Below are 12,726 nucleotides of genomic sequence, written 5' to 3'. Positions count from 1 at the left end.
GTACATTATGGAATTAAAAATAAAAGATCTATACAAAAGCTATGATCATGGGAAAACGTATGCAATAAATGACGTATCTGCAGATTTTACACCGGGGATATATGGGATTCTGGGTCCCAACGGCGCAGGGAAAAGTACAATGTTTGGTATGCTGACGGATAATTTGCGCCCGGATAAGGGAAGCATAACGGCAGACGGAGAAGATATTTATAAGATGGGAGCGGATTACCGGGCGAAGATCGGGTATATGCCACAGCAGCAGAGTCTTTATGAAGCATTTACTGCAGAAAAGTTCCTTTGGTATATGGCTGCTTTAAAAGGAATGAACAGAAAAGATGCCAGAGAACAGATTGAAAATTTATTAGAGGTCGTCAATCTGAAAGAGGAACGGTATAAAAAGCTGAAATACTTTTCAGGTGGTATGAAACAGAGAATCCTGCTGGCACAGGCGCTATTAAATGATCCGGAGATATTGATTCTGGATGAACCAACGGCTGGGATGGATCCGGAGGAAAGAATCCGGATACGAAATTTTATCAGTGGCTGTGCAAAGGATAAGATTGTCCTTTTAGCCACACATGTAGTAGCGGATGTGGAAAACATGGCCAGAGAGATACTGCTGATAAAGAATGGGAAGATTGTCCGGAGGGATACTCCGCAGAAATTTTTGGCTGAATTGGAACATAAAGTTTATAATGTGTTGGTTACAGAGAGGGAAGGGGAAGAATACCAGAACAGTGGAGCCAGGATCATAAGTGTTACATTAACAGAAAAAGGACATCGACTGAGGATCATCAGTGCCGATGCCTTGAAAACAGGTAATGTGGAAGAAGTTTATCCCTGCTTGGAAGATGTATATTTATATTGGATAGATAGGGAATGATCTACGGTAGTTGTAAAACAACTGATACATTTCCTTTAAGGAGAAGTTCTAAAATTCAATAGCAGACAGACTTGTCTTAAAACTGCCAGAAAATGGAATGATGCTGCGATAATAAAAATTGTATGAAAATCTAGTACTCAGCGGTCAGTCAGCATGGTAAACTCAAAGATATTTTCAATCTCTTTTTCTGTCAGGTACAGCGCATCCAGATAAGATTGGTGACAACGAAAGACATGGAGAAAATGGAAACGGTTATTGCTGTAACTACTTGAGCAAAAGGAAATTAATACGATTAATGGGAAGTTTCCAAATGCTCAATTGTATTTCTAAAGAAAATCTGTTATATGTTAAGGCATCAAACATATTTGTGGGTTTTGAATTTAGAGGTAACTCAAGTGCAGCCGCATATGCAACTGTTTCTTACGATGGAAGATAAGTTGTAAAAATTTGGGATTAAGTGCATAATAAAGCATCTAATCCCAAGTTATATGAGGGAAATTGTATGTTAATAAAAGTGATTAAGAAGCAAACCATTTTTTTATTAAAACAAAAAGAAGCAAGTCTGACATTTATATTACTTCTAGCGGTAGTGCTGGGGAATTATATAACGAATGTTCTCACATTTAGAGGTACTGATATTTCACAAATGTATCAGCCAATGAAGTTATTAGCGCTCAGCCTGAATAAAGTATATTTTAGTGCAAACATTCAATTATTAATTGTGATGATTTACCCTATCCTGGTTGCTGTACCTGCTGGTTTTTCTTATACTAAAGAACAGCAGACAAAAGAAGAAGTATACATGATTTATCGTTTAGGGAAAAATCGTTATTTACAAAGTAAATTGTGGGCATCTTTTTTTACAACAACAACAATAGTTTTTACGGTTCCATTTATGCTAGAAATACTAATGAATATGCTATCTTTTCCCATGAATGCAATAAGAGATTTATCAAATTTAAGCATTTACAATACAGATTATGCCACAATGGTTCATAATTACATAGGCAGCGCAATCTATATAGCATCTCCTGGTTTGTATGCAATTCTTACAACACTATTTTTTGGTGTCGTATCAGGAATCCTTGGTACGCTTCCCGTAGCAATCTCATTTGCTTTGACGGTTAAATATCGCACGTTGCTGATCTTACCGACTTTTGTTCTATTGAATGCGACTACATATCTTAATATTCTGGATAGAAATAAGAGTTCATTAAGCTGGTATAAGTATTTGCTTCTTTTTGATGATACCCCTAAAAATATTATCGTTCCACTGATGGGGGTAGGAATTATAATAATAACAATATTCGGTTTTTACCTTTATGGAAGGAATAAGGATAAATGGTAATATGCATCATGAAAAAAGAGTAGTAATTTTAATTGGAATACTTTCCGGAATTTGCATATCGCTTGGTTTTATCAGACCGTTTGACGGAGTAATAACGCTATCAGAACTGGTATTACAATTAAGTGGATCCAGAGGTGAACTCAGCATGAGTTGCAATTTAGTGGAGTTAATTGGATTTATGCTTCGTATGATGCCAAACTATATTATGATATTGGTTTTTGGGAATAAGCTGTATGGTCATTTCTGCACAGCCAGTATCTATGTGTTTAGTCGGTGCCCGAATCGAATGAAATGGTATGGAAAGGAAATGTTACAGTTAATTAATTTCATATGCATATTTGAACTGGTATTTCTAAGCACAACCGCTATTGCTTCTGTATTGCGATATCAGGTGATTTTTAGCGTAGGTGGATTTATTTTATTGGGATGCCATGCTCTGATTTTTATGTTATGGAATTTTACCCTGGTGCTGTTAGTTAATTTACTTGCGATCAATATTGGAAGCAGTGCTGCATTCACATTGGTTATGGTTGTGCAAATGACTTGTACCGCAGCACTCAGTATCATAAATATATTGACGAAAATGCAAATCAAACAAGACATCATATATGTTTTTTTGTGGTTGAATCCAGTAGCACATACCGTTTTAGGATGGCATCGCAGCACATTGTTAGAAGTTGAGTTAGCCAACAGCCGATATTCTTTGAATTTAGTTACTTCGATATTGATTCCGGCTCTATTCTGTATAGTTACTGTATTGATGGGAGGACAATTGATACAGAAGAAGGATTTACTGGCAGAGGACATGGAAATGGAGACAATTTGATATGAAATTAATTGCAAACAATATTCATAAAAAAATAAAGGGTAAGACAATACTCAATGACATCAGTCTGGAAATGGAAACAGGAAATATATATGGATTTTGGGGTAGAAATGGATCTGGAAAAACCATGTTGTTTCGGGCATTATCGGGTCTGATGAAGATTGATTCAGGTAATATTTATTGGAATGATAAAGAACTGCACAAAGACTTTGCTGTTTTACCAAGTCAGGGGATTGTTTTGGAGCATGCCGGCTTGTATCCCAATAAGACAGGAGTGGAAAATTTATTATATCTTGCGCAGTTAAAGGGAGTGATTGGTAAGCGGGAAGTAGAAGAAGCAATACAACGGGTTGGACTTGACCCGGCTGACAAAAGGGTATTTGGTAAATACTCAATGGGAATGAAGCAGAGACTGGTGATTGCACAGGCCATCATGGAGAAGCCAGATGTTATCATGCTGGATGAGCCTACAAACGGACTGGATGAAGCAGGAATAAAGGAAATAAGACAATTAATTGAACAGGAAAAAGAAAGAGGAGCCTTAATTCTTTTAGCCAGTCATAATCAGGAGGATATGAAGATATTGGCAGACCAGGTATATAAAATTGCAGATGGCCGCATTGAAAGAAAGGGGACAGAACTGTGAAATGCAAATGGGGTTCATGCTTTATCTTATTAATTGTTATAGTGATAACTGTATTTGGTATATTTGAAAAAAGAACGTATACTAATATAGCAGAAGATAAGTCATATTTAGATGAGCTTTACGTAGCACAGCTTCCAGAAAATATATGTCTTGAAGAGACAGAGAATTTATCGGTAAATTTACCGCAGGTCCCAGTTATTATACGGGTATCTGTACTGGGAGATGTGGAGCATATAGGAGGAACAAGCAGGCAACTGGTCAAAGTGGAAGATGTTTATAAGGGAACAGAGCCTGCGGTGGGACAAGATATATATCTTACTTGCAGCCGTTGGTCACTTAGTTTATATTCAGAGCCATATTCCATCGAAAGAGGATTTGTTAATATAATGGAAGTGGGAGGGGAATATTTAGTTTTTATCGAAAATCAGGTAGATGGTCTTGGAGAGAAGATTCCTGTATATCAGGTGTATGTGGAAAATGCATTCACACCAATATTTTCATATCAAGAGCATGAAAATAATATTTGTGAAACAGGTGGTGAATCCACATATGTAAAATATAATCAAGTTTGTGAAAATGAATTTTTTGCTACAACCCAGAAAGGAATGGATGCGTTAGTTGACCTAAAAAAAGAAATGATAGAAAAATATAATGAAAAGTGAAAACTATAGTTTGATGAATCTGGAGAAACTGAATATTCAGGAAGAAATGAACTATAGCTGTGATACCATGCTTCATATCTATCCGACTGTCAATATGGACTATTCCGTATTGACTGACAGAGAAAAGAGCATTCTTGACAAGGTGATTATGAAGTTTAGTGCTTACAGAGCAAAAGATATTGTAGAGTATATGCATAAGGAAAAGGCATATACTGAGACAAGACCGGGAGAAATCATCCCGTTTAGTCTGGCAAAAGAAATAAGAAAATTTTAATGGATTCCCATGTGCATTTGTTCATAGAAATTTGATGCAGCAGTATGATAATTACAGGTTGGGGGATGGCAATATGAAGACAAGCAAAAAATATTGGCAGATGAAAAGTCTGACCGGAGTGATTTTAGTATGTATATTTCTTACAGCCTGCGGCGGAGAAACGCAGGAAGCTGAGAGGAAAAGCAATGTGCAGGAAAATGAAACGGTAAGTACCACTACCATTGAACAAACAGCCGAACAGACGCAGGAGACAACGCAGGAAGCGGAAGAGTTTGTGCAGACAGATACTATCCTGGAAAATTTGAAGGGGAATAGAGAACCACAGACGATTTTGCAGGAACTGTCTGAACTTCCATTAAGTATAGAAGAGCTGAGGGCTTATCCGGTATATGTGTTAAGTACTCAATTCGAGGAGTGTAGTGGGGTAGAACTGCTGGATGAATTCTATGAGCAGTCCACACAGGGGAATCCGGCACAATTGTTGATGGCAAATTACCTCTATAATGAAAAATGGATCCTTTCTTATATTGAATTTGACGGAAGTACATATTATATGCTTAGGGGTGATGTGGATGCCGGGACTGCAGAGGAAGACTATACGGAAATGTATTTTCGTTCCCTGAATATTATCGAAAAGAAAGATATAGAACCGGACATGGCACTCATCATGATCGTATTTACCAATCAGGAAGATGTTTCCGATGAACAGGCGGAGCAGTATGTGAAATGGTCGGAAGAGGGAAAACGGCCTGATGACATAGAAATATATTATTTCTTAAATCTGAGATACGGTCTTATGAGCGGTGATGATGAACTGAAAATACTGGATGAAGTGGAGAGAACAGCAGACAGAATGGCTGTGTACCGGATCGCAAAGGATTTCACAAATACATATTTTCAGGAGGAATACACAGGCGAAGTTGAGATCATGGGCATCAAGGGACTTTCCGGGGTGGATACGGACAGCAAGGGTAACTGTACGGTGGAAGTAGAGTTCCGGCCGGTACAGGAGGACTCGTTATCTTATCTGTTTATGACATTTGGATATGATGAGATGGGATGGACGATCAGCAGTTATGGAGTGGAAAAGTAGGCGGACATAGGATACAAAAATTGTATGAAAATCCTACAAAATTTTGTTGACAAAACAGTATTGCCTATGTATAATAAATCAGTGTGTGAATCAACACATCGTAGGAGACTTGTGTTTTCTACGCAACATATTGCATAGGAGTCGCTATGTTAGTAAGTTTATCTGATGTATTAACATCCGAAGGCAAGGTAGAAACTGTTGCCATTCCGCTTGAGATGACAAGCTTTAAGAGCCGCCAGGGAGAATTCCCCATTACGGAGAAGACACCCGTTACCCTTACTTTTACCAACATCGGTGTGAACAAGGCAAAAGTAACCGGTACTGCAGAGCTTACCTTTGATACGAAATGTGACAGGTGCCTTACTGAAGTACCTACAGCAATGAAGCTTAAGTTTGACAGAATCGTTTATTCTCCGGAAGCGGAAGTAAGTGAGGAAGAAGATACCGAGCAGAGCTTTATGGATGGATGGCAGTTGGATGTAGAGGCTTTTGTGTACGATGAAATTCTGGTGAATTGGCCGGCAAAGATCCTGTGTAAGGAAGACTGCAAGGGTATCTGCCCTGTATGTGGTCAGAACAGGAATCGGAAGGAATGTGGTTGCGATACTTTCGTACCGGATCCTCGTATGGCAGCAATCCAAGATATCTTCAACGCGAATAAGGAGGTGTAACGATGTCTATTTGTCCTAAGAATAAATCTTCCAAAGGTAGAAGAGATAAGAGAAGAGCAAACTGGAAAATGAGCGCTCCTACATTGGTAAAGTGCAGCAAATGTGGTGCACTGATGATGCCTCACAGAGTTTGCAAGGCTTGCGGTTCTTACAATAAGAAGCAGGTCGTAAGCGTTGATTAATTTATAAATCAATGAAGCGAAATTAAGTGAAAAGAAAAGAGGAGATTCCGAAAGGAGTCTCCTTTTGCTTTCACAAAAAAATCACTTGCTTTTTATATACGCCTTTAGTATAGTAAGAATGAATCTGCCATCATCAAACTGTTTGGTGCGATCCACGGAGCGGTTTGATGATAAGCGGATAAACACAAACAGGTAAAGGAACGACGAAATGGCAGAATGTGTAAATGTTGCTGTAGATGCGATGGGAGGAGATAATGCTCCCACCGAGATCGTAAAGGGCGCTGTAGAGGCTGTCAATGCGGACAAACGTGTCAAAGTATTTCTGGTAGGTAAGGAGCCGGTGATCCGGGAAGAATTAAAGGCATATACCTACGATGCAGAACAGCTGGAAGTCGTACATGCCGAAGAAGTCATCGAGACTGCAGAACCTCCGGTTATGGCGATCCGCCGTAAGAAGGATTCTTCCATTGTCAAAGCCATGTATATGGTGAAGAACGGTGAATGCGATGCTTTCGTATCCGCAGGAAGTACCGGTGCAGTACTGGTAGGCGGACAGGTGATCGTAGGCCGTATCCGTGGCGTGGAGAGACCTCCTTTGGCTCCCCTGATCCCTACGGAGAACGGTGTCAGCCTTTTGCTGGACTGTGGTGCCAATGTGGACGCAAGACCTTCCATGTTAGTACAGTTTGCCAAGATGGGCAGTGTCTATATGGAAAGCGTTATGGGCGTTAAGAATCCCAAAGTCGGTATTGTGAATATCGGTGCTGAGGAAGAGAAGGGTAATGCGCTGGTCAAGGAGACTTTCCCTCTGTTGAAGAATTGTCCCGAGATCAACTTTATTGGAAGCGTAGAAGCCAGAGATATTCCGGCAGGTGTGGCAGATGTCATCGTCTGTGAAGCGTTTGTCGGCAATGTGGTACTGAAAATGTACGAGGGCGTCAGCTCCGCACTGCTGCATCAGGTAAAGCAGGGAATGATGTCCACACTGCGCAGTAAGATCGGCGCACTGTTAGTAAAGCCCGCGCTGAAGAAGACCTTGAAGAGCTTCGATACCTCCCAGTACGGAGGAGCTCCGCTGCTTGGCTTAAACGGTCTGGTAGTGAAGACCCACGGAAGCAGCAAGGCTGTGGAAGTGAAGAACTCCATCCTGCAATGCATCGCATTTAAGGAAGAGAAGATCAACGAAAAGATCAAAGAGCAGATCGGTCTGGAAGATAAGGCTGCAGAAAATAATTAAAATTACAAAATATTTGGAAAGAAGGAACTGTTATGGAATTCGAAAAGTTAAAGAAAATTATTGCTGAGGTATTAAATGTAGATCCCGATGAGATCACCATGGAGACCACCTTCCAGGATGACCTGGGTGCTGATTCCCTGGATGTATACCAGATCATCATGGGTATCGAGGAAGAGTTCGATATCGAGATCCCTGCAGAGTCTGCAGAGCAGGTTACTACTGTAGAAGAAGCAGTAGAGATGATCAAGAACGCAGTGAACTAGTAAAGCTACGAGCCATGCAAAAATAGAGGGAATGACTCCGGTGAGAGCTTGCTCGCACAAGAGGTCATTCCCCTCTGTTTTTATACGATGTGTTCCGTAAAACGGGACACACTTGACAGCCATTTATGAATAGGCATGGTGAGGGTAATTATGTAGTCCAGTAGGCACGGCTATGGTTAAGAATAAGCGCGCCGTAAGCAGACGTCGGTACCATAGCGTCCCAAGGGACGCATTGCGTGGGTATTTTCCACGCCTATGTACCGTTACGCTCTGCGACATGAGTGCATCGTACTAAAGTACGAGCGTGCCGCGTTTCTTACCATAGCCGGGACTACGGAATATAGTGAGGACAAGAAAATGTTGGATGGTTATACAATGGACGTGCTGGAGCAGCGCATCGGCTATTGCTTTCACAACAAAGCATTGCTGAAGCAGGCTCTGACCCACAGCTCCTATACCAATGAACAAAAGATCAACAAGACAGAGAACTATGAGCGCATCGAATTCCTGGGAGATGCCGTACTGGAGCTGGTATCCAGCGACTTCCTGTTTCGGGAACACCCGGATGTTCCCGAGGGCGAGCTGACCAAGATGCGTGCCTCCATGGTGTGCGAGCCTTCCCTGGCATTCTGTGCCAGAGACCTGGAACTGGGACAGTTTATGCTTTTGGGAAAGGGCGAAGAGAATACCGGCGGCAGACGCAGAGACAGCATCACCTCTGACGGTATGGAAGCCATGATTGGTGCCATTTATCTGGACGGTGGCATGCAGCCTGCCAAGGCTTTTATTGACCGCTTCATTCTGTCGGATTTAGAGGACAAGCGTCTCTTCTACGACAGCAAGAGTAATCTCCAGGAACTGATTCAGGGGAAACTCAAAAAAGAGTTCGAGTACCGGCTGTTAGAGGAGAGCGGACCGGAACACGACAAGACTTTCGTGGTAGAGATCGACATGGAGGGAGAATGCCTTGGCCGTGGGCAGGGAAGAACAAAAAAAGCGGCAGAACAGCAGGCAGCTTATGAGGCGCTTCTGCTATTGAGGGATAGAGGATATGTATTTAAAAAGTATTGAGATCCACGGGTTCAAATCATTTGCCAATAAGATCGTATTTCAGTTCCACAACGGAATCACCGGTATCGTAGGACCTAACGGCAGCGGTAAGAGTAACGTTGCGGACGCGGTAAGATGGGTGCTGGGAGAACAACGCATCAAGCAGCTGCGTGGTGCCAGCATGCAGGATGTTATTTTCTCGGGAACAGAGACCAGAAAACCGTTGAGCTACGCCTATGTTGCCATTACTCTGGACAACAGCGATCACCAGCTGGCGATCGACTATGACGAAGTTACAGTGGCGAGACGGATCTACCGTTCCGGAGAAAGTGAATATCTGATCAATGGTACTCCCTGCAGATTAAAGGATGTCAATGAGCTGTTCTATGATACCGGTATCGGTAAGGAGGGCTATTCCATTATCGGACAGGGCCAGATCGACAAGATCTTAAGCGGTAAACCCGAGGAACGGCGTGAACTGTTCGACGAGGCTGCTGGAATCGTGAAATTCAAGCGCAGAAAAGCAGCAGCCCAGACAAAGCTGGAGAACGAAAAACAGAATCTGGTGCGTGTGAATGATATTCTGTCCGAACTGGAAAAGCAGGTAGGCCCTCTGGAGAAGCAATCCGAGGTGGCTAGGGTCTATCTGAGGAAAAAGGAAGAATTAAAGACTCTGGATATCAATGTCTTCTTATTGGAAAATAAGAAACTCAGAGAACAGCTGTCTTCCATGGAAGAAAAATATAATCTGGCCAGCAATGAACTGAACGAGACCAGTGAAAAGTACGAAGGTATCAAGGAAGAATACGAGCGGATCCAGCAGGAGATCGAAAGCCTGGATGCAGCCATTGAAGTCGCCAGAGAGCAACTGACGGATACCGGCCTGATGCGGGGCAAACTGGAAGGTGAGATCAATGTCTTAAAAGAGCAGATCAATTCCGCTCACGGCAGTGAGAACCATCTGAACAATCGTAAGGCAGCCCTGGAAGAAGAAATCGCCGGCAAAGAAAAAGAAAAACAGGATATTTTAACCGATAAAAAGGATACGGATACTCAGGTACAGGAGATCGCAGAGGCGGCAGCCATGGCAAAGGCCGACCTGGAAGCTATCCAGAACAAGATCACCGAACTCAATAATAATATTGAGGCCGGGAAAAATACCATCATCGGCGAGCTGAACCAGCGGGCTACCATCAAGTCCAAGATGGGACGTTTCGATACTATGATGGAGCAGATCAATATCCGCAAGGCAGAGTTGAATTCCAGACTGCTTCGTGCCAAATCCGATGAGGCTGCCAGAGAAGAGACAATCAAGAAGCTGGAAGAGACCTTCGAGACTGTGACCGAAGAACTGCGGCAGATGACAGAACAGGAAGCAGCATCCGAACTGGAGCTGGGCAATATCCGTGAGAATCTCACAGGCTTAGATGCGAAGCTGCGGGAGACACAGAACCGTTTCCATCAGGAGCAGTCCAAACTGGAAGCCCTGACCAATATCACCGAGCGGTATGACGGCTACGGTGGCAGCGTCAAGAAGGTCATGGAGCAGAAGGAAAAAGAAAAAGGTATCATCGGTGTTGTAGCGGATATTATTCAGGTAGAAGCCAAATATGAGACCGCTATCGAGACCGCTCTGGGTGGTAATATTCAGAATATCGTAACGGATAACGAAGAGACCGCCAAGCATATGATCGGATTCTTAAAGCAGAACCGCCTCGGAAGAGCCACATTCCTTCCCCTGACCAGTATTACCAAACCTCAGGAATTCAAAAATCCCGAGGCCCTGAAGGAAAAAGGTGTCATCGGTATGGCGGATGAACTGGTAAATACGGAAAAAGAATACCGCAATGTGGCCAAGGCCATGCTGGGACGTATCGTGGTCGTAGACAACGTGGACAATGCCGTGAAGATCGCAAGAAAATTCGATTACGGCATCCGTATGGTCACATTGGAAGGCGAACTCTTAGTTCCCGGCGGTGCCATCAGCGGTGGTGCATTTAAGAATAACAGTAATCTTCTGGGAAGACGTCGTGAGATGGATGAACTGGAGAAAAAGGTGAAAAAACTCTCCGATGACATCAAGACCTATAACCAGAAGATTGAAGGCGCCAAGAGCAAACGAAATAAGCTGCGTATGGATCTGGAAGCATTGAAGACCGAGATGCAGCGCAAGTCCATTGAGCAGAATACCGCAAGATTAAATATTTCCCAGGCCAGAGAACGTATGGAAGAAGAGGCAGAGAGTGCACAGTCCCTGAAGCTGGAGGAACAGGAGATCGAGACCAAGATCTTCGAGATCCGTTCCAGCAAGGAAACAATCGTACAGGAACTGGCTGCAAGTGAAGAACTGGAGAAAACCACTCAGGAACAGATTCTTGTCTTCCAGAAGGAACTGGAAGGCTGCAGACTGGAAGAGAGTGAAGCTTCCGCCCATGCCGGAGAATGGGAAGTAAAAGTCGAGAAGATGCGTCAGGCTCTGGATTACAAACAGGCCAATGTAGACCGTATAGGCGGCGAACTGGAGCGTGCACAGGCAGAACTGAATGAGATCTTACAGGCACTGACTGAAAACGCACAGGAAGTGGAACGCAAGAAAAACAACATTCTGGAGATTGAGAAGACCATCGCGGCTTCCCATGAGAATCAGGATGCTTCCAAGAAAAAGCTGGACGAGGATATTGCAAAGAAAGAAGAACTGTCTGCAAAGCAGAAAGGCTTCTTCCAGAGCAGAGAAGAAATGTCAGAGCGCATGAATGCTCTGGACAAAGAAGTCTATCGTCTGAGTGAACAGAAGAAAAAGCTGGAAGACAATATCGAAGGCCAGATCAATTACATGTGGGATGAGTATGAGATTACCCTGAGTGATGCGGCAGGCCTTCGCAATGAAGAGATGAATGATCTGCCCGCCATGAAGCGTGAGATCAGCGGTCTGAAAGATGAGATCCGGAAGTTAGGTAATGTCAATGTCAACGCCATTGAGGATTACAGGAATCTGATGGAGCGTTATACCTTCATGAAGACCCAGCATGATGATCTGGTAGAGGCGGAGAAGACCCTGGAAGGCATTATCGAGGAACTGGATACCGCCATGCGCAAACAGTTCACAGAGAAATTTGCGGAGATCAGCAGAGAGTTCGATAAAGTATTCAAAGAACTCTTTGGTGGTGGTAAGGGAACCCTGGAACTGATGGAGGATGAGGATATTCTGGAAGCAGGCATCCGCATCATCGCACAGCCCCCCGGAAAGAAGCTTCAGAACATGATGCAGCTCTCCGGTGGAGAAAAGGCATTGTCCGCTATTTCCCTGTTGTTTGCCATCCAGAACTTAAAGCCCTCTCCGTTCTGTCTGTTGGACGAGATCGAGGCAGCGTTGGATGACTCCAACGTAGGCCGTTTCGCTAAGTATTTACATAAGCTGACCAAGAACACTCAGTTCATTGTCATTACCCACAGACGCGGTACGATGGAACAGGTGGACAGACTGTATGGTATCACCATGCAGGAGAAGGGTGTATCTACTTTAGTCAGTGTTAACCTCATTGATAAAGATCTGGATGATTAGAGTATGAAAAGAACTTCTAATCACTCAGA

General features: G+C 43.1%; 13 protein-coding genes. All 13 read left to right on the top strand.

From position 1 onward, the window contains the following. Positions 1-7: 7 nt before the first annotated feature. Positions 8-883, top strand: coding sequence for an ATP-binding cassette domain-containing protein (locus ACLTOH_RS10720; protein ID WP_227733341.1), 876 nt, complete (start codon positions 8-10; stop codon positions 881-883). Between the two features lie 502 nt (positions 884-1,385). Then, positions 1,386-2,231, top strand: coding sequence for a hypothetical protein (locus ACLTOH_RS10715; protein WP_412224110.1), 846 nt, complete (start codon positions 1,386-1,388; stop codon positions 2,229-2,231). A 1-nt stretch (position 2,232) separates the two neighbouring features. Continuing rightward, positions 2,233-3,057 carry a hypothetical protein gene (locus tag ACLTOH_RS10710; RefSeq protein WP_118539882.1) on the top strand — a complete coding sequence of 275 codons (825 nt, stop codon included), beginning with the start codon at positions 2,233-2,235 and terminating at the stop codon, positions 3,055-3,057. A gap of 1 nt (position 3,058) precedes the next feature. Beyond that, on the top strand, positions 3,059-3,703 hold the full coding sequence (locus tag ACLTOH_RS10705) for an ATP-binding cassette domain-containing protein (RefSeq protein WP_118539883.1): 645 nt from the start codon (positions 3,059-3,061) through the stop codon (positions 3,701-3,703). Beyond that, on the top strand, positions 3,700-4,365 hold the full coding sequence (locus tag ACLTOH_RS10700; RefSeq protein ID WP_412224109.1) for a hypothetical protein: 666 nt from the start codon (positions 3,700-3,702) through the stop codon (positions 4,363-4,365). The genes ACLTOH_RS10705 and ACLTOH_RS10700 overlap by 4 nt, the downstream gene beginning before the upstream one ends. Further along, the gene (locus tag ACLTOH_RS10695; protein ID WP_412224108.1) at positions 4,355-4,639 is read left to right on the top strand and encodes a type II toxin-antitoxin system antitoxin SocA domain-containing protein; all 285 of its coding nucleotides are present in this window, start codon (positions 4,355-4,357) and stop codon (positions 4,637-4,639) included. The genes ACLTOH_RS10700 and ACLTOH_RS10695 overlap by 11 nt, the downstream gene beginning before the upstream one ends. A gap of 73 nt (positions 4,640-4,712) precedes the next feature. Then, on the top strand, positions 4,713-5,732 hold the full coding sequence (locus ACLTOH_RS10690) for a hypothetical protein (protein WP_412224107.1): 1,020 nt from the start codon (positions 4,713-4,715) through the stop codon (positions 5,730-5,732). A 146-nt stretch (positions 5,733-5,878) separates the two neighbouring features. After that, a complete protein-coding gene (locus ACLTOH_RS10685) occupies positions 5,879-6,403 on the top strand; it encodes a YceD family protein (RefSeq protein WP_412224106.1) in 525 nt (174 codons plus the stop codon). A gap of 2 nt (positions 6,404-6,405) precedes the next feature. Next, positions 6,406-6,585, top strand: coding sequence for a 50S ribosomal protein L32 (rpmF, locus tag ACLTOH_RS10680; RefSeq protein WP_022154380.1), 180 nt, complete (start codon positions 6,406-6,408; stop codon positions 6,583-6,585). 208 nt (positions 6,586-6,793) lie between these two features. Next, positions 6,794-7,822 carry a phosphate acyltransferase PlsX gene (plsX, locus tag ACLTOH_RS10675; RefSeq protein ID WP_337414879.1) on the top strand — a complete coding sequence of 343 codons (1,029 nt, stop codon included), beginning with the start codon at positions 6,794-6,796 and terminating at the stop codon, positions 7,820-7,822. 32 nt (positions 7,823-7,854) lie between these two features. Next, positions 7,855-8,085 (top strand): acyl carrier protein, encoded by a 231-nt coding sequence (gene acpP, locus ACLTOH_RS10670; protein WP_117466971.1) that lies wholly within the window; start codon positions 7,855-7,857, stop codon positions 8,083-8,085. A gap of 357 nt (positions 8,086-8,442) precedes the next feature. Next, positions 8,443-9,156 (top strand): ribonuclease III, encoded by a 714-nt coding sequence (rnc, locus tag ACLTOH_RS10665; RefSeq protein ID WP_022154377.1) that lies wholly within the window; start codon positions 8,443-8,445, stop codon positions 9,154-9,156. Then, positions 9,137-12,697, top strand: coding sequence for a chromosome segregation protein SMC (gene smc / locus ACLTOH_RS10660; RefSeq protein WP_118539888.1), 3,561 nt, complete (start codon positions 9,137-9,139; stop codon positions 12,695-12,697). Before rnc ends, smc begins: the two co-directional genes overlap by 20 nt. Positions 12,698-12,726: the final 29 nt, after the last annotated feature.

Origin of the sequence: Waltera sp., assembly GCF_046969025.1 — a bacterium.
In the GTDB taxonomy this organism is placed as follows: domain Bacteria; phylum Bacillota; class Clostridia; order Lachnospirales; family Lachnospiraceae; genus Acetatifactor; species Acetatifactor acetigignens.
Note: the sequence above shows the minus strand (reverse complement) of the source record. Positions and strands in the feature narration are given on the sequence as shown.

What these genes read in the sequence shown, in the direction of transcription:
- ACLTOH_RS10720 (WP_227733341.1), top strand. Translation starts at nt 8, where the DNA reads ATGGAATTAAAAATAAAAGATCTATACAAAAGCTATGATCATGGGAAA.
- ACLTOH_RS10715 (WP_412224110.1), top strand. Translation starts at nt 1,386, where the DNA reads ATGTTAATAAAAGTGATTAAGAAGCAAACCATTTTTTTATTAAAACAA.
- ACLTOH_RS10710 (WP_118539882.1), top strand. Translation starts at nt 2,233, where the DNA reads ATGCATCATGAAAAAAGAGTAGTAATTTTAATTGGAATACTTTCCGGA.
- ACLTOH_RS10705 (WP_118539883.1), top strand. Translation starts at nt 3,059, where the DNA reads ATGAAATTAATTGCAAACAATATTCATAAAAAAATAAAGGGTAAGACA.
- ACLTOH_RS10695 (WP_412224108.1), top strand. Translation starts at nt 4,355, where the DNA reads ATGAAAAGTGAAAACTATAGTTTGATGAATCTGGAGAAACTGAATATT.
- ACLTOH_RS10690 (WP_412224107.1), top strand. Translation starts at nt 4,713, where the DNA reads ATGAAGACAAGCAAAAAATATTGGCAGATGAAAAGTCTGACCGGAGTG.
- ACLTOH_RS10685 (WP_412224106.1), top strand. Translation starts at nt 5,879, where the DNA reads ATGTTAGTAAGTTTATCTGATGTATTAACATCCGAAGGCAAGGTAGAA.
- rpmF (WP_022154380.1), top strand. Translation starts at nt 6,406, where the DNA reads ATGTCTATTTGTCCTAAGAATAAATCTTCCAAAGGTAGAAGAGATAAG.
- plsX (WP_337414879.1), top strand. Translation starts at nt 6,794, where the DNA reads ATGGCAGAATGTGTAAATGTTGCTGTAGATGCGATGGGAGGAGATAAT.
- acpP (WP_117466971.1), top strand. Translation starts at nt 7,855, where the DNA reads ATGGAATTCGAAAAGTTAAAGAAAATTATTGCTGAGGTATTAAATGTA.
- rnc (WP_022154377.1), top strand. Translation starts at nt 8,443, where the DNA reads ATGTTGGATGGTTATACAATGGACGTGCTGGAGCAGCGCATCGGCTAT.
- smc (WP_118539888.1), top strand. Translation starts at nt 9,137, where the DNA reads ATGTATTTAAAAAGTATTGAGATCCACGGGTTCAAATCATTTGCCAAT.